Source organism: Erythrobacter sp. S227, assembly GCF_057364925.1.
In genome coordinates this window covers 1,569,629-1,587,905 of sequence record NZ_CP200280.1, presented here as the reverse complement: position 1 = coordinate 1,587,905, position 18,277 = coordinate 1,569,629, and the positions used below count along the sequence as shown (strand labels likewise).

At 57.3% G+C, this 18,277-nt stretch carries 6 protein-coding genes; 5 read left to right on the top strand and 1 reads right to left on the bottom strand.

Annotated features, from left to right (window positions below; translation table 11 throughout):
• Window positions 1-4 precede the first annotated feature (4 nt).
• Complete coding sequence (locus AC0V6Q_RS07660) at window positions 5-11,131, top strand: hypothetical protein (protein ID WP_486167800.1); 11,127 nt, start codon at window positions 5-7, stop codon at window positions 11,129-11,131.
• A gap of 48 nt (window positions 11,132-11,179) precedes the next feature.
• On the opposite strand, the gene AC0V6Q_RS07655 is transcribed toward AC0V6Q_RS07660, so the two are convergent.
• Window positions 11,180-11,980: an SDR family oxidoreductase gene (locus AC0V6Q_RS07655; protein WP_486167799.1), complete on the bottom strand. Its 801-nt coding sequence runs from the start codon at window positions 11,978-11,980 to the stop codon at window positions 11,180-11,182.
• A 184-nt stretch (window positions 11,981-12,164) separates the two neighbouring features.
• Here AC0V6Q_RS07655 and AC0V6Q_RS07650 point away from each other — a divergent pair, with 184 nt between their 5' ends.
• From AC0V6Q_RS07650 to AC0V6Q_RS07635, 4 genes are all read left to right on the top strand, one after another.
• The gene (locus tag AC0V6Q_RS07650; RefSeq protein ID WP_486167798.1) at window positions 12,165-13,547 is read left to right on the top strand and encodes a hypothetical protein; all 1,383 of its coding nucleotides are present in this window, start codon (window positions 12,165-12,167) and stop codon (window positions 13,545-13,547) included.
• A 3-nt stretch (window positions 13,548-13,550) separates the two neighbouring features.
• Window positions 13,551-14,609, top strand: coding sequence for a hypothetical protein (locus AC0V6Q_RS07645; protein ID WP_486167797.1), 1,059 nt, complete (start codon window positions 13,551-13,553; stop codon window positions 14,607-14,609).
• A gap of 133 nt (window positions 14,610-14,742) precedes the next feature.
• Complete coding sequence (locus AC0V6Q_RS07640; protein WP_486167796.1) at window positions 14,743-16,071, top strand: FecR domain-containing protein; 1,329 nt, start codon at window positions 14,743-14,745, stop codon at window positions 16,069-16,071.
• An 8-nt stretch (window positions 16,072-16,079) separates the two neighbouring features.
• Window positions 16,080-18,269 (top strand): CHASE2 domain-containing protein, encoded by a 2,190-nt coding sequence (locus AC0V6Q_RS07635; protein WP_486167795.1) that lies wholly within the window; start codon window positions 16,080-16,082, stop codon window positions 18,267-18,269.
• The last annotated feature ends 8 nt before the right edge of the window (window positions 18,270-18,277 follow it).

Sequence of the window (18,277 nt, the reverse complement as noted above, 5' to 3'; positions counted from 1 at the left end):
TATCATGAGCAACACCAATCCAACCCGCCCCGATGTGATCCAGCAGCGCCCTTTGCGTCTGAAGTGGATGCGCAGCGCTTCGATCCTTGCAGCGGCGTCAGCCATGGTCGCAGGCGGTATGCCCGCCCACGCTCAGGCCGGACCCGGTGCAAGAGGTCCAAATGCCGCATCCATGGCCTCGCGCTTGCCTAAAGGGGCTTCGGAGCTTCGTGTACCTTCGCAAGCGCAGGTGCGTTCTCCCGTTCGCATTATCAATGCTCCCACGACAGGTGCGCCAACAGTCAATGTGCCAACCGTCAACACCCGGGTTGTGCCAGCTGCGCCTGATGCTGCGAACCTGACATTCTCGAGACAAAATCCGGTTGCGCCGCCCGTTCGTGCGCCCATGTCGATCAATCCTGTGGCGGGCAATCCGTCCACCAACGTAACAACCACGCCGCCTCCGGTACCCGTTCCAACTCCAGCAAACGGACCTACTGCGCCTGGATCGACTCCGACTTCGGTGTCGGGTCCTCTTTCCAGTGGCCCAACGCCGCCGACACCAAGGGCAGCCACGAGCGCAAATGGCATTTCGGTCAATGCAAGCGCTGCCTTTGACGATGCGCAGGTCAGGTTCACGCCATCTTCGACTGGCGACACCGTGGAGGTCTTTGGTACATCGGCAATTCTTGACTGGACCACCTTTGACGCGGGCGGCGGTTCTGCCGTTACGTTCCTGGGTGCAGGACAGAACCTCCTCTTCACCTCCGACAATAGCGATTACACAGTCCTGAATCGTATCGCCACGCCTGGCGTGGACACAGCCATTCGGATTGATGGCAATGTGGTATCCCTGAGCAACGGCGGTTCGAGCATCGGCGGGAACATCTGGTTTTCCAGTGCAGGGGGGATCATTCTCGGATCCACTGCGACCTTTAACATCGGCAGCCTTCTGCTCACCTCAAGTCAGGTTGATCCAAACGATGTGGTCGGCGGCGCATCTGCGATAAATCTTCTGGGCGTTTCGGACACCGCATCCACGGTAACTATTGAGAGCGGCGCATCTATCAATGCGCTCAATAACGATTCCTATGTCGCGATGGTCGCCCCCCGGATCGTTCAGAACGGCACTGTGAACGTCAATGGTTCGGTTGCTTATGTGGCTGCTGAAGAAGCCACTTTGACCATTCAAAACAATCTCTTCGACATCACTGTCAACGTCGGCAGCGAGGATGGCGAAGGCATTTTGCACACCGGAACAACCACAGGCCCGTCATCATTGGGTGTGACTGACGAACAGGCCATCTATTTTGTGGCCGTGCCCAAGAATGATGCTCTGACCATGCTTCTGGGCGGTGATATCGGTTATGCGCAAGCAGGATCGGCCACGATCGAGAATGGCAACATCATTCTGAGCACCGGTAGCCGGGTTGTTCGAAATGAACGTACCGAACGTATTAACGGCCAGAACGTCGAAGTGTCTTCCAATACTCTCGATACATCGGTCGATGGCGGCGCGGCGGGCGGCATCGAACTCCAGAACCTTGAGCTCACATCCGATACTCAAGTGTTCGCGGAAAGCAGCGTTGATCTGACGGCTTTTTCCACTTTGGATGATGGCGATTTTGACATCATTGCCGGTAGTGCAACCAATCTGGTTGACCTCGATATAACTGCCGGAAGCGCTATCAATCTGGAAGTCAGCGAAGTGGCTTTGATCGATGTCAGCGGCTCGCTTACGCTTACCTCCGGCGACGGGATGGGCACTGGTGGTGATATCAACGTTGATGTCGATTTTGCCGATGGTTTCAGTTCGCCAGACGGCGGGACACTCACCGTTGGCGGCAACCTGACGATTGATGCGCGTGGCCGCGGGCTCGATGATAATGGCAATTTCCGCAATAATGGCGGTCAGGGTATCGGTGGTGACGCAGTGGGCGGTGACATCAGCGTCACGATCGGCCAATCTGCCGGGATCAGTGTCGGCGGTGGACTCACAATACAATCGTCTGCCAACGGCGGGAGTGGAGAAATCCGACATGGTTCTGCACAGGCGGGATCAATCTCTTTAACGCTCAATGACGGTTTCCTCGACGTGGGTGGCAACACCTTCATCCGCGCTGATGGCAATCAGGCCGGGACGGAGATCGGCGCGCCATTGGAAAGCGCTGAAGGCAGCAACTCAGCTGCCGGTGATGTTTCCATCGAGATAAACGGTGGCGGCGTTGACGTGGATGGTTTCTTCGTCACCGCTTTGGCTGAGGCGACAGAAGGCGAAGATGCCTCTATTGTTCAGTCGAATGACGCGAGCGGGGGTTCGATTTCATTTGATATCGCGGGCGGCGCCCATTTCTTCGGTGCCATCAGCATGGAGACACAAGCCGAGGCAGCGCAGTCATTCGACAGCTCCGGTCAAACGATCAACGGGCTCGTTGATCGCGGTACTGCGTCGATGTCCATTTCCGGACCAGACACGCTTGTCGATGTGGCACGCGGGATTTCGATTGATACGAGCACCAGAGGCGGGGTGAGCGCACCAGCGGGACCCACCGTCTCCCTGGTTGTGCAAGACACCGGATTCAACACGGGCGCGGGTCTTACCCTGGGCGGCGACCTTTCCATCGAGACGAGAGCTCGCGAAGGCGCGCCGGGCGGTCTTACGCAGGCGGGTGACATCCTGATTGATGTTTCGGGCTCGCAACTATTCGCCAACAACTTCTTTTTTGATGCCGACGCAGGAAACTCTTTCATTGACGTTGGCGAGGCGAGTGATCGTTTTCAGGGCGGTAACATTGATATCGTCTCGCGCGACGGAGCAATCCTTCAAGTGTTCGGATTTAGCTCAATAAGTGCCAACGGAACGGGTCTTCCCGACCCGGATAACCCTGCATCGGGCATTGGTCTTGGTGGTGCGATCACACTTCTGGCAAGTGACGGAACGCTCCTTTTCGATGGCGATTTGTTCGTTGATGCCAACGGTTTTGCCACCCAGGGCCCTGGCACAGGCGATACTTCGGGTGAAGGCATTGGCGGGACAGTGAATATCACTGTTCAGGGCAGTGACGGATTTCTCGGTTTTGCAGATCTGTTTGCCGGAACCGATGGCACATTTGCATTTGACGGCGAAACTCAGCCGACAGGGTATGAAGGAAATGGCAGCCTTGGCTCGGGTGGTCTGACTGAATTTAATGTGCTTGGCGGCACCCTTTTGGCCGGTGACATCAACGTTTCGGCAGACGGCATTGGTGGACCCGGCGGCGAGTTCGCCAACGGTACAGTCAATCTTCTTAACGGACTGCAGAATACGGGCAACGGTGGGGACGGTGTCGGCGGGCAAGTTGTGTTCAACCTTGATGGCGGGTCAGCGACGATTGCCAATCTGTCGGTCACCTCTAACGGTCGTGGCGGCCAGGGAGCGTTTGGAAACATCTCGAACGGAACCAATGCAGGAGATGGCGGTGACGCGACAGGCGGTTCTGCGATCTTCAACGCATCTTCCGGAGACCTGACAGTTGTCAATGTCCTCACCGTTGAAGCCACAGGTAACACCGAATTCAACGGCATTAACGTTGGCGGCGATGGGGGTGATGCGCGCGGATCAATTGGTGGCGACGGCGGGGACTCATTTGGTGGTTCCGCTGTGTTCAATCTGGACGGCACAGCCACGGTCACCGCCACAGGCGTTGTAGTTACCACACAAGCGTTTGGCGGCGATGGCGGCGACAGCCGGGCACAATCGAGCGCGGAACCTGACCAAGGCGGCGGCGATGGCGGCGACAGCGTCGGTGGATCTGCTGTATTCAATGACATCGCGGGCAATCTGACCTTTGAATCGCTTACCGTGAACGCAAGCGGGCGCGGTGGTCTTGGCGGTGATAGCAACGGTGGTTTTACTGGGCTTCCAGCGCAAGCGGCAGGCGGTGCAGGCGGTAGCGGTACCGGTGGCAGCGCTCTTGTTGCTCTTAGTCAGGACGACACAGCGCCCAAGACTTACTCGGTCCTTTCGCTCGGAATCGGGGCCGCGGGTGGTAGCGGTGCATTTGCCGGTAATGGCGGCGCAGGTATTGGCGGCGCGGCTGAACTGGCTATCAACGATGTGTCGGTCGTATTCGAATTGCTCAACATTGATGCATCAGCGACTGGCGGAATGGCTGGCGATGTCATCGGTCAACAGTCCGCTGATGGCGCGGATGGCGGCGATGCCCAAGGCGGCGATGCGCTTCTGCTGGTTTCTGGCAGCAATGCCGATTTCCAGGCAAACAACTCCATTTCAATCACGGCAGGGGCAACAGGTGCGCAAGGTGGCGCCGGTTTCCTTAGCACCAATGATAATGATGAAAGCGGTAGCGGCGGCGATGGCGGCGATGCAGCTGGTGGTTCAGCGATCATTGCGGTCGAAGATGGTGCGATTATCACCATCGATACAGCTGACTTCCGCCTCGACACTGACAGTTTTGGCGGCGCAGGTGCGGATGGCCAGGAACAGCTTTTGGGCCTTCGCGCAGGCGATGGCGGCAATGGCGGTGACGGGATCGGCGGCACCGTCGGGATTACAGCTTCAACTGGCGGCGAAGTCACGATCATTGATGGATCGGGTGTCTTTGCGCTTTCAAGCGAAGGCACAGGCGGGGACGCTGGTGCTGGCGGCAATGGCAACGGTACAAATCCCACGACAGGGCCAAACGCTGGGGGAGCGGGCACAGGTGGCGATGGCGTCGGCGGTTCGCCTCTGCTCAGCGCGGTTGGCGGAACCATCATCTCAGGCGACGTTTTGCTTCTGGCATCCGGTCAGGGCGGCGACGGCGCGCCAGGCGGTCTGGACATCAGCAATCCTGTCGACACAATCGCAGTGGGGGCAGGCGCCGGTATCGGCGGCAGTCCGCGGATCGAAGCCATCGAGGGAAGCCCCGGCATCATTTCGCTTGGCGATGTGACGATCATTGCGACCGGCAATAGCGGTGATGGTTTTGGCTCAAGCCCAAGTCTTGGCGGGCAGGTGACTATTGTCGACGTATCGACCTCTCCTACAGGGCTGATCACTTTTGACGATTTGATCATTGATGCAACCGGCGATGCGGGCACCTTTGCGGGGCTTATCTCAATCTCTTCGAACAGTGGCCCGATCACGGTCAACGAGGCACTCGACCTTGATGTGTCGGGCACGATCGACATCGCGATGGAAAATGACGGGCAACTGGTCGTCAATCCGGGCGGCAGTGCTCTCAATCAAACAACCCTCAACGCGAGCGGCGATATCCTCATCAGTCACCTGAACCCTGCTCAAGGAACCAGCGCGATTGATGTGGGATCAGACTTTATCGCGACCTCGACAGGCGGCACCTTTGATGCCTCCGATCTGGGTGATATCGTTGCGGGCACCAATGTCACAATCACCGCACCTGATATTGCCTACAATTCGATCACAACCCCGCGCGCGGTCTCTCTGACAGCGACCACCGGTTCGATCACGGGCACGGTAGATGGTGTGATTACAGGGTCCAGCGTAATTGATGCGATCGACCTTGATGCTGCGCAAGACATCACATTCGGAACACTGTTCAGCCAAAACGACGGCAGGATCACCGTTAATGCAGGCCGCGACATTGATGGCGCAGTAATCGACGGGATCGAAATCGTTGATGTCAACACCGACGTGATTGGCACAATCAACATTGACGTCATTGATACAACGCGGGCTGTCACCGGACTCGGTCAGGTGAGCGTCGATGGCGGGGCGATGAGCATTGGCACTCTTGATGCCAATGGCATTATCAATCTGACGACGACAGCGGGAGCTATTTCGGTCGATAACCTCTTTGGTTCGACAAGCGCGGCGCTGAATTCAGTTGATGCCATTGATCTGGGTACAGCGGTTGTGGGTGCCTTCACAGGCAATGCTGCTACCGACTTCACTGCGGTAGGCCTTACGACAACCGGCGGGTTTGGCGATCTGCGGATCACCGCAGGCGATACGGCAGATGTTGGCACGCTCGATTCCAACCGGCTTGTCAACGTTCGGGCGACCAGTATCCTTGGCGATAATGTCACAGCAGACGCCATCGATCTGGGGGCTGCAAACTCGATCGATGTTGGCGATCTTACAACTACGCGGGCAGGCAATGTTATCCTGTCAACCGATGTTGGAGATATCGTTACCGGACAAGTCACCACCGTTCAGGGCCTCGTCTCAATCGGTGCAGGCGGGGGCGGAGATATCGCAGGGATTGTCTCATCGGCGAGCGCCTCTGTCACAACTGCAAGCGATCTGATCATCGGGGATGTGGATGCAGGCACCAACCTTACGGTCAATGTAGGCGGCGCGCTTAGCGCGGGCGCGCTGTTCGCAGGCACGACCAGCCCTGGGCTGCAGGTCACAGCCGGCGGCGACGCGGACATTCAAGGTGCGAGCACCAACGGTCTTCTTGATCTGAATATTGGTGGCGATCTGACAGGCGGTGATTTCCTGGGCCAAGGCGCTGGCAGCCTCGTGACCATTGATGCAGCATCGGTCGATGTTGGTCTGGTGGAATCCACCAACCAGCGCGTAACGGTAGCATCGCCAGGCGCTGTTTCGATTGCCGATCTGGTCGCCAATGTCAGCTCCACCGTGACAGGCGCATCGGTCAATCTTGACAGCGGTAACGTTACAAACAGCCTGACAGTCACATCAACCACTGGCGATATCACGGGTCTTGGCTCGATCTTCGTCGGCAATGCTGCAACCTTTGACTCGGCCGCCAATATCGCAATCGGTACTTTGGAAGCGGGAGCAATTTCGCTGACCAGCGCCGGTGACCTTCGCTTTAACGGCCTTATCTCGCCTGCCGCGATCTCGCTTTCGGCGGTCAACGGTACGATTGGCGCGACCACTCCGGGTGAAGGCGACATCGTCAGCGGCGGTGACGTGGACCTCATTGCGCAAGCGATTGATATGGGCGACATCACCAGCGCAGGGGCAATCTCTGCCACGACAAGCGCGGGTGATGCGAGCTTCGGAGCGCTTGATGCGGGCACCACGATTGATATCATTGCGTCTGGCAACCCAAGTCTTGAGAGCATTACCAGCGGTAGCAATGTCAACATCGCGGGCCTTGCCATCGCGCTGAATGGCGGTGATGTGGGCGGCGACTTGTTCCTCGAAGCACTCGGCGGTGACATAGAACTGGCATTTGATGGCACCGAGCAATTGCTGGTGGCAGGTTCCGCCACATTCAGTGCGCTCAGTGGCAATATGAACGTCACTCACACCAACAATGCCGCCGATACAATTTCGGTAGACGTGGGCAGCGTGATCAGCGTCAACGTAGCGCGGTCGTTCACTTCGGAAGCCGGATCAATCATCAACAGCGGCGTTCAAACCACACTGATCGCTAGCGACGATATTACAGCCAATGACTTGCGCTCAGTGGAGGCAATTTTGCTGCAGGCTGGCGGCAATGTGACGCTGAACGATGCTAGCGTGACGGGCCCTCAAAATGTCAGCAACCTGCGCGGCATCGTCATTGAAGCGGGCAATCTTGACCCCTTCAGCACACCGTTCTTCAACCCGGGTGCGGATGCAACGATCACAGGTACAGTCACAAGTTATGACGACATCAGGATCACAGCTGGACGCAATGTAGTCTTCGCCAGTGGCTCTAACACGGCCGCTGATGTGGCTTTGACCGTAGAGACTGGTGACGACATTATCCTTGAGGCAGGAGCCGCCATTTCCAGCGATAACAATGCCGCCACTGGAGTTATGTCGAACGTATCGCTTAACGCGGGCGGCATCTCAGGGCTGCTTGCCTCATCTCCTGCAAGTCCTATCGCTTCGATCATCCTTGATGGTACGATCAACGCAAACAGCGCGGAAATACTGCTAAATGGCAACGCGATCGAGGGGCTCGATAGCACTCTAATTGCCGGATCGGTCGAAGCCGACGTGCGCGATGCGCCCGATCCCGGGATTGCCTTGAGCGATGATGACGGATTGCTGAGCGGCCCATGTCTTGAAGGCATCATTTGTCTTGGCGACATGGATGTCATCAGAAGCATCCAGATCGGCGTCAACAGCAACAATGACGCAATTCAGCTTTTCATTGAACAGGCTCAGATCGACGCAACCGACATATCTATCGTCACTCGCAATGACATTGTGATGGGCACAAACGGGATCAACACCGAACTCAATGCGACCGGCAGTTTCTCTGCTGAAAGCACGACTGGAAATGTTGAGCTAAACGATGCGTCCATCAGTGCTGACAGGATTTTCGTTTCTGCTGCGGGCAGTGTTGTCGGTACAGGTAGCCTCACGAGCTCGAATGATGTGCAAGTCATCGTAGGCGACTCGATTATTCTGGGCTCTATCGTCACCGATGGACAGCTTTTCAGCACTTTGCTTGATACCGGCAATCCGCCTGAAACCTACATCTTGCAAGGCGACTTTGATGTTGGTTTCTACTCCCAAGGCGGTGCGCCGATTGACATACGTGCAGAGGGTTCGGTCGCGATCGGTGAAGCTGTCTCGCCGTCTGACGTGATCCTCTCCGCTGGTGGCGATGTTTCTCTTATCTCCGCAAGCGTAAGCGGCAGCATCGTCCTTGACGGTGCAAACATCGACTACGGCTTCCTGGATGGCAGCGATATCTCGATAAACGGTTTTGGCGCGGTCAATGGCGGTGACGCAATCGGCGGAAGCGTCAGCATTGATGGCGAATTGGTTGATGTGGGCAATATCAATTCTGCGACTGTCGCCTCGGTCAGTGGCGGATCGATTGCGGTACGCGATGTGACCGCCGACGAAATCGACTTCTCAAGCGGGTCCGATATTTTCTTCGACCGGCTCGATTCCACGAACTCGATCAACCTTGATGCAAGCAGCGGCTCAATCGCCTCGAACGGCGGAAATGCCGACATCCTGAGTGATGGTGATGTGACACTGGATGCGCTGGATATTGCGATCGGTGACGTGACTTCTGGCGGCTTTGTCACTGCCAACGCGACAGTCGGTGATGCAAGCTTCGGCTTGGTCGATGCCCAGACCGATATCACAATCGACGCAGCCGGCGCGCCAACTCTGGCGGGTGCGATCAGCGGCGGGGATACCTCGATCACTGGTAGCTTGGTGGCAATCGACTTGATCAACGCCGGCGGTAATGTGGATGTGACCTCTACCGGAGGCGGCGTCAGCATTACCAACACACTTTCTGGCGGAGACATCACGATTTCTTCGGCAGGTGACATCGACGTCGATCACGCCGAAGCTGATGGTAACTTCACCGCCACAGGCGATGGCAGCATCACAACCGGCCTCAATTCGATCATCACAGGCGGCGATATTGTCATCGACGTCACGGATGCCGCCGACCTTGGCAATTCAAGCGCTGGCGGGCTTGTCGATATCTCTGCGCTCTCGATCGAGTTTGTATCATTGGTCGCAGGTTCCACGGTCGATATGATCGCAGAAACCTTCGTTCAGGGCACAACGCTCACCGCTGGCGGTGCTGTTGATGTGGTCGCTGGCTCTGCTGGCGGAACTGGCGGCGGCACAGGCGGGCCCGTTACCATCGGTGGTAACGGTCAGATCGACCTCGGCACTCTCACAGCGCCAGAAGCAAGCCTGCTGGCCAATGGTGGCCCGGTAACGGTTGCAGATGCCATCATCGATGGCCTCCTCACAGCCGAAGGGACCGCGATTGATATCGCCTCGAGCGCCAGCCTTACTGTTGAGGCACTTGCGAACGATGGTGATGTGTTGGTCTCTACCCAAGGTGATCTTGAGGCAGTGATCGCAAGCGCAACAAGGGATGTTACCCTCGAAAGCGCGAACGGCGATATTCTTGTCAACGATGCGCAAGGCTCGAATGTGACAATAGCGGCTGCCGGCTCAGTCACAATCGAAGGAAGCGCTGACGCAGGCACGTTCCTGGATATCGAGGCTGGCGGTCTTTTTGATGCGGTAAATGGCACGGCACTTGGCGAGGCGATAAACGTGCTTTCCGGCGATGTAGCGCTCGGCAACGACAGCATCATTGGGAACACATCGCGCACGTTCTCCATCCAATTCCAGACCTTCGGTGAAATGAACATTGGTGGCGGCGCAAACGACCTATTGCCCTATCAGATCGACAATACCGAACTCACCAGAATCTCTTCTGGCGGAAGCCTGGCCTTCACTGCATTTGCCAATGGCAGCGGGCTTGACGCGCTTTTAACGCTGGATCAGCTCGATGTGACAGCCGGAGGAGGCCAGGGAAGCCCCAACCAGAACTTTGGCCAGTCCAGCACGCTCAGCTTCACTTCTGAAGGTGATATCGAAGTTATTGGCAATGTGAATGTGTCGGACTCTCTCGCTGATACTTCGGTGTCGTTTGATGCGGCGAACCTAATCCGGATCGATACGGCGAACGGCGGGGTCTTTGTGCTGGATGCCAATGGCGGCCTTGCAGGGAACCTCTCTTTCCTCTCGACCGTCTTCTTCGCGCTGACAGATCAGGCGTTGATCGACATTGTTGGCCTGAGCCTTGCTGAAATCGACCTGCGGCTCGAGGACAGCGACGGCGTGGACCGCCCCGACGGGATCATTCGCGCCAACAATCTGAGCATCGAAACCACGGCTAGCGATGTATTCGTCCAGAATACGTCTTTGGGCACCGATTTTGATGAACGGCGCGGGATTGAGGCAAACTCGCTTACGATCTCGACCGGAGGATCGACTGATCAACCGATTGTTATCAACGGGATCGTTGCGGGCGAGACCGGGATCGAGGCGATTTCTGTGACCGACATTACAAGCACACCTGCTGCGGCTTCGACGATCAATGGTTGTCTGATTGCTGATCCGGCGTCGTGTGCGACGGTCACCACTCCGCCAACAACACCGCCTACGACGCCGCCAACCACTCCGCCAACAACGCCACCAACAACTCCTCCATCACAGGACGACGGCCCGATCGGAGAGATTGAGACGCGTGATCTGATCGATGATGGTCTCACGCCGCCTGATGTGCAGGCCGAGGGGCTGCTGCAAGGCGGGCTTATCGACCTCACGCCGGACGCAAGCTTCAGCGATGATCCTCTCATCGATGATCCTGTAACCGGCGCCGGGAACGAAGATTTCTGGATCGACGAGGAAGAAGAATGCGCAGAAGGCGAGGATTGCGGCACTTAAGAGTGCGGCACCCTCGCCAAAGCGCGAGACGCATCAGAGATCGGTGCCCTATTTCCGCTGCGGCGGGTTGAGGCAGTCGGTGCTCGCATCGCCTGCGTAAAGCCCGCCATCGACATAGACCACCTGACCATTCACATATCGCGCTGCATCCGAGCTCAGGAATTTCGCCATGTCGGCGATTTCATCGACTGTTCCAAGGCGCTTTGAAGGGATGCGATTGATCGCTTCATCGAATTTTGCAGGGTCTTTGCTCAGGAATTGCACGCCTACTGTATCGGCGATGCCGCCTGGCGAGATGATGTTCGCACGCACGCCTGCTGGTCCCCATTCGACCGCACACACTTTCGTCAATTGGTTGACCCCGGCCTTTGCCGCGCAGGCGTGGGCCTGCATCGCGCTTGCTCGGTCAGCTTGGCCTGCAGAGATCGCAATCAGGGAAGCGCCCGGCTTTTTGAGATAGGGATAACTTGCCCGGAAGGCGTTGAAGGTTCCAAACAGGTCAATGTCGACAACGGTGCGAAAGGCATTGGGCGACATGCCCAAGAGCGGCGCGTAAAAATTGCCCGCAGCGCCGGCGACAAGCACATCGATCAACCCGAATTCTTCGGCAACTTTGGCAAGCGCTGCCTCGACTGCATCATAGTTGCGCACATCGCAGGAAAAGCCCATCGCATCGCCGCCTTGGGTGCATTCTGCCTTGATTTCGGCTTGCGCATTAGCGGCGCGCTCCGGGTCTCGGCCGATGACTGCCACTTTTGCGCCTTCACGTGCGAACCCTTTGGCAATGCCAAGGTTAATCCCGCTTGTCCCGCCGGTAATAAAAACGGTCTTGCCTGCGTGTTCACTCATCTCTGAAACCTCTTTTAGAACCTTTTGAACCGAACGAATGCATCGGCTTGCTGTTCCGTAAAACTGCAATCGAAGCTTCGCCGCCACGATGGCGCTCTCAGGCTAACGGTTAGCAAGTTTACGCTAAAGTCACCTTGCGCCTTTAAGGCCGCCTGCAACGGTCATTTCAACTTTGGCAAAACTGATGCAAATCTCGCGCAGAAAATTTCTTGCCGGCAGCGTGGTGGGTGCAGGTGCCCTCGGTCTGGCGGGCTGTTCCACTGCCTCTTTCGGCTCGCACTCGAGCTACCTTACGAACATCGTCAAGCCGCAGCACCACAACACGGTTTACCACTGGGTCGACATCGTTTTGCAACAGGTGCGCGATCAACGTGTCGCGCCGCCGCGTGCCGCTTACAATTTTGCAGCGCCCATGGTCGCAGGATTCGTCGCAGCCAATGGTATCATCGGTCGCTATGCTGACCAATATGGGCTGGGTTGGGGGCCGCAAGGTGCCGATCCGGAGGTTGCTTATGGAGTTGCTTTCGCAACCGCTGCCTCGGAAACTTTTCGTCAGCCATTCTTGTGGGAACGCAATGCCTTTGTGGACAGCTTCCCGAATAGCGAGGCCAAGACGCTAGGCATCCAATGGGGCCGCCAGGTAGGCATTGCGATCAACAAAATGCGAACGGGCGATGGCTCTGAACCGCATAGCGTCAATTTCTATCATGGCCGCTATCCGCGCCGCAAAGATACCCTGAAATGGACACCAACAGGACCAGCCTATGCGGCAAGGCCGGGCCCCGCGGTGGGCGCATACGAACGCGGATTGTTCCCGGGGCATGGCAAGATTACGCCCTGGACCATGACCCGCTCGGACCAGTTCCGGGCTGCCGATTTTCCCGATGTTCGCAGTCCCGAGTTTGCGCATGAGTTTGAGCAAGTCTGGTCTCTTGGCGGTAAAGACAGCACGTCGCGCAGCGAGGATCAGGCCGAGATCGCTCTGTTCTGGGAGGATGGTCCCTGGGGCATCACGCCTCCTGGACACTTTCTCTACATCGCGGTTCAGGTGATGCAGGATCGCGGGTTTGATTTCCTTGATATGGCGCGCAATTTCGCTCTGCTCGGGGCAACGCAGGCCGATGCCTCGATCAGCAGCTGGGACAGCAAATATCACCACGATATCCTTCGGCCCGAAACCGCGATCTGCCTTCGCGCTGACCAGCTTGGCACAACCGATCCGCGGGTCCAGAAGGATCGCAAATGGGAAAGCTATATCCCCACGCCCAACTTCCCCGCTTACACATCGGGCCACTCGACCTTTGGTGGTGCCGGGATCGAGATGACAAAGCTTTTGATTGGAACAGACGCCGTCAACTTTGCCCATGAATCTCCCGATCAGGTGCTTTGGCCAACTCTGACAGGCAAAACGCGCTATTTCACCAGCCTCGATCAAGCCCGCGTTGAAAACGGCATGAGCCGCATTTACGGCGGCGTTCACTGGATGTCGGACCACAATGCGGCCGATGATGCGGGCAACAAAATCGCGCGTCAGGCCTTTGCCACCATGTTCCAGCGGCGGGTCTGAACCATGCGAAAGATCAAATTTTTCAGCGGCTTTTCCGCTGGTGTCCTGATCGCAGGCATTTTCAATGCTGCCCCGGCGCAGGCTCAAATTGTTGACCTGAACTACGATCGCCTTTCTTCGCTGGAAGAGCCGATCGCCTATGAATTGGCCAACATTACCTTTGAGGTGAGCGGGGTGGCGGACGTGCCGGTTCTGGCCGAGTACAACAATGTAACCGGCGGCGATCAACCCACAATCGAGGTGGAATTTGTCGGCAACTTTCAGGTTTCGGCCGAGACGCAGCTTGCCAATCGTTGGGAAGTGGGGGTTTCCTATTTCGGGCAATATTCGACAGACCCCGGCAGTCTCTTCCTTGGCGGGCCTATGGGTCAGTACGACTATAACGATAATGTCGCAGGGTTTGTGCGCACTAGCTTTGGCACATTCATTGGCGGCAACACCGGCCAGCAAGTCCGCGAGCTAACCCGTCGCCAGCGCGGCGTTGGTAATGGCTTTCTCGCCTTTGACGATTTCTATGGTCAATTGTCGCGTTGGGGCGGCGCCTATGTTGGCCGCTTTGGCCCGAGCCAGCTTGGCGTGGCAGTCGATGAGAATGGCGACTTTGAAGTGGGAACAGTGTTCCAGCGCCCGATCAGGCAGCGCGATTTGCGCTTCTCTGGCCGGGTAAGGCGGGCTGCTTTCACTTCGGCGGATGGTACAACCGACTTTGACACATTGGGTGCAGGCGTGGTTGGCGAGCTTGTTTACGGCAGCACGATCTATGACCTTGGCGCAGGGTACGAGAACATCGACGGGCCCATTACCGACTTTGACCGGTGGTTCGTATCAGGCGGCGCGCAAACGCAGTTTGGCGGGTTAAGGCTCTCAACCGAACTCCACTATGGTCAGGCTGCCGGACAACCCGAATATGCGGCAAGCGTTGGCGCAGGCTATGACATTGCGCGCGGGTTTTCGCTCAATCTGGGGCTTAACGCTGAAGAGGCGCGGATCACATCGGACGGTGTGCAGATTGTAGAGACCGATCAGGTCTCGGCTGTCGCATCGGCGCGATACAGCTTTTAGGGCGACTGCCGAGGGCATTTTGCTGGCAAAATCTTGTAAAATGCGGGGCTTTGTTCTCAAGGTTTTTGGCGTCTAGTCGCGAATGCGCTAAAGCTGGGCCGGTTGAGATTTCTATAGAATTGCGAACGGATTTATGGCGCTTCATATCTTCGGTAAGAAAAGCCGCACAGTTTTTGTCGCTGCAATTGCGGGCGGGCTTGCTTTTTCAGCTCCCCTCGCGGCGCAAGAGGACGGCTTGGTCCAATACCGGATGCAGGCTGGCGATACATTGTACGACCTCGCGCGCGAGTATTTCGTGTCCGAGCAGGCCGCTTTGCAGGTTCAACGCATCAACCGCATTTCAAACGCGCGCAAGATACCGGTTGGCGCGCTGGTCAATGTGCCTCGCTCCTTGCTCAAATGGGACCCGGTGACCTTGCAAGTCGCCGCATTTGCCGGCGATGTCAGTATTGAACGTGGCGGCTCCAACATCGCTCCGCGCGCTGGGCAAGCCATTGGCCGCAACACCATCGTATCGACCGGGGCGCGCTCGTTTATTTCGCTTCAAGGGGAGGGGCGCACAGCGGTTTCGCTTCCTTCCAATTCTCGGGTTCAGATCAGGCGCGCGCGCCGGTACCGTATCGACAATTCGCTCGACGTCGACTTGCGCGTTTTGCGGGGACGCGGCGAGATTACAGCTCCCAAATTGAAAGAGGGTGAGCGTTTCAGGACCGGCACGCCTTTGGCAGTGACAGCGGTGCGCGGCACGCAGTTCCGGGTGGGTTATGACGACGAAAGCGCGTTGGCTCTTACCGAAGTTACCGAAGGCTTGGTTGAAATCTCCACTGACAGCGCAGCGGTTTCCGCGGCGCAAGGGTTTGGAGTTGCAAGCAACCCTGCGGGTCTTGGCGAACCGGAAGACTTGCTGATAGCGCCGCGGGTCACAGACAGAAGCGCCACGCAAACCGGCGAAGCGTTGGAATTTGCGATTACACCTGTTGAAGGCGCCGTTGCATACCGCACGCAAATCGCTCGCGATGTGACCTTCACCGACGTGGTGGACGAGCTTGTTTCATCCGATGTCGAGATCGAGTTTTCCGGCATCGAAGACGGGCGCTTCTCCGTCAGGACGAGAGCAATTGCGGGAAGCGGGCTGGAAGGTTTCTGGCAAAGTGAAGATGCATCGTTCCGCCGAAAACGGGTGGGGACATCTGCCGCAGCCGAGCCCGCTCCGTTTGCCGATGCTTACAAATTCGCTTGGGTTTCCGCAGGGTCCGGCCCCGCTTACACCGCCTTCCAGATGTGGCGCAAAGACGCGCCCGAGACACTGATCGTGGATGAGGTCGGCCTTGATGCACCGGGCCTTTACATCAGCGATGTGATGCCTGGCGTATACAGCTGGCGCGTTGCGACATCCGTGATCGACGAAGGCGAGGTAATCAAGGTGTGGAGCGAGCCGCGCGACCTTACGGTCAGCGAATAGACCTCATTTTGTTTGGGGGGACGAACCTGCTTAAGTCACGGCTGATCGCGGAATGGTCGATCCTGTTCCTTGCGATGCTGGCGCTGCTTGTGGCGGCTCATCAGCGTGGGTGGACGGAGCGGTTTGACCTGTTTCTTCTCGACCTTGAAGGTCAGGTAAACACCCCTGAAACTGATCCCTCGATCATCCTTCTGAAGATTGATGACCGCTCGCTTGACGCGGTGGGCGCGTGGCCTTGGGACCGCGCGGTCCATGCTGAACTTATCGAGAAGATTACGTCATACGGTCCGCGTGCGATTGCGTACGACGTGTTGTTTGTTGAGCCTGGCGATGAAGCCAGCGACGCCGCGCTTGCGCAAGCTATAAGCGATAGTGGCAAGGTCGCTTTGCCTCACACCTTCACGAATAAGCCCAACACGGCGGGTGACCAGATCCCGTTCTACCCCATTGAAATACTTCGCGAAAATGCGAGAGACCTCGGTCATGTCGCACTTGCTCCTGAAGAGGACGGAGTGGCAAGGCAGTTTGACCTCATGTTCAATATTGAAGATGAGAGCTTTCCCCATTTGATGGTTTCAACTCTCGCGATTGCCGGTGCAAGCCCGTGGCCGGATGCGCAGCCCCCGAATACCGCATTTGTGCGCTATGGCCCGCGCGGCGAAATACGCGAGGCATCGGCAAACACGGTTCTGGATGGCACCGCTCTGCCCGAATATTTCAGGGACGCGATCGTTCTTGTCGGGGCAACATCGCAAGGGCTGGGAGACCGTTATTCGGTGCCTTCCTATGCAGGTGGCATTCTCCCCGGACTAGAGATGCAAGGGGCTCTTGCCAATGCGATCCTGACGGACAATTTGATCGAGCGCGCGCCGGTTGTCTGGACGCTTGGCGTGCAAATTGTCGCGATTGTCCTGCTATTTGCCAGCTTTTGGCGATTGTCACCGCGCGCAAGCCTGATCGCAGCGATAGCGCTTGTTGCGGGGCTTTTCGGTGTTTTCTTCGTTACGCTCATTGCGCTCAATATCTGGCTGCCGGTGGGAGGGGCGCTGCTTGCCATTGTGATCTCTTACCCCTTGTGGGGATGGCGAAGGCTGGCTTCTGTGAGCCGCTTTCTCGAAAGCGAGGCGGCAGAACTGCGCGGCCTTGCCAGCCTTCCCAATTCCGAAAACTCGGAAGGGTTTGACGTCGTGGCGCAGCAGGTGGCCTTGCTCAAACGGCTTACCAAAGGTGTCTCTGGCAATCTTACTCTTATTCAGGATGTCATAAATGCATCGCCTGATGCAATGTTGGTCACCGATGGTGAGGGAGCGATTTCGATGGGGAATTTCGCAGCCCAGGACCTGTTTGGACCCATAAGCCAGATACAGGGGTTTGCGCTCACGCGGTTGCTTGATGAAGCCGACGGGCAGATCAACGAAAAGCGCGACGAGCTTGCCCTTGGTGATGGGCGCACCTTTTGGCTCGCATCGGCGGATTTGGACGCAGATGTGGGTTCAAAAGTGCTGTCCTTGCGCGAGGTAACCGAGATCAAAGAGGCGGAAAGGCAACGGCGCGAGACGCTCGAGTTCCTGTCGCACGATATGCGTTCACCTCAAGTCGCGATCATCAGCCTTGCACAGCAAAAGGATGCCGCATTGGAGGCGCCAGACCGGTTTGGGCGGATCGAGGATCAGGCCCGCCGCACACTCAAGCTGACCGAGGATTTTGTGCAGATCGCGCGGATATCCAATGAAGGGCTGGAGCGTGAGGAGACCGAGATGAATTCGGTCCTGCAAGAGGCCGCGGACCGTGCCTTTCCGTTGGCTCATAAAAAGCGGATCAAAGTGGTGTTTGAACCCGATGAAGAGCCCATGTTCGTCAAGCTTGATCCGTTTGCGATTGCGCGAATGCTCGACAATTTGATCAGCAATGCGGTCAAATTCTCGCCCGAGGGCTCACAAGTAAGCCTTGGTCTGGGAACTGGCGCAAATGGCCGCGATCTTGTGCTCAGCGTTGCAGATGAAGGCCCCGGCCTATCGCAAGAGCGGCGCGCAGACCCCTTCGCCAGATTTGGCGCACGTGACACCAGTGCAGGGCCAAGCTCGGGTCTGGGGCTTGCCTACGTCAAGCAAGTGGTCGACCTTCATAACGGCGAGATTGCGATTGAAAAGGTAGCCAGTGGCGGGACCAGATTTGTAATCACTCTTCCCACCGATTGACCTTTACC

Excerpts from the sequence above, each read along its gene's own strand:
- AC0V6Q_RS07650 (WP_486167798.1), top strand. The coding sequence starts at position 12,165 with ATGCAAATCTCGCGCAGAAAATTTCTTGCCGGCAGCGTGGTGGGTGCA.
- AC0V6Q_RS07655 (WP_486167799.1), bottom strand. The coding sequence starts at position 11,980 with ATGAGTGAACACGCAGGCAAGACCGTTTTTATTACCGGCGGGACAAGC.
- AC0V6Q_RS07640 (WP_486167796.1), top strand. The coding sequence starts at position 14,743 with ATGGCGCTTCATATCTTCGGTAAGAAAAGCCGCACAGTTTTTGTCGCT.
- AC0V6Q_RS07660 (WP_486167800.1), top strand. The coding sequence starts at position 5 with ATGAGCAACACCAATCCAACCCGCCCCGATGTGATCCAGCAGCGCCCT.
- AC0V6Q_RS07645 (WP_486167797.1), top strand. The coding sequence starts at position 13,551 with ATGCGAAAGATCAAATTTTTCAGCGGCTTTTCCGCTGGTGTCCTGATC.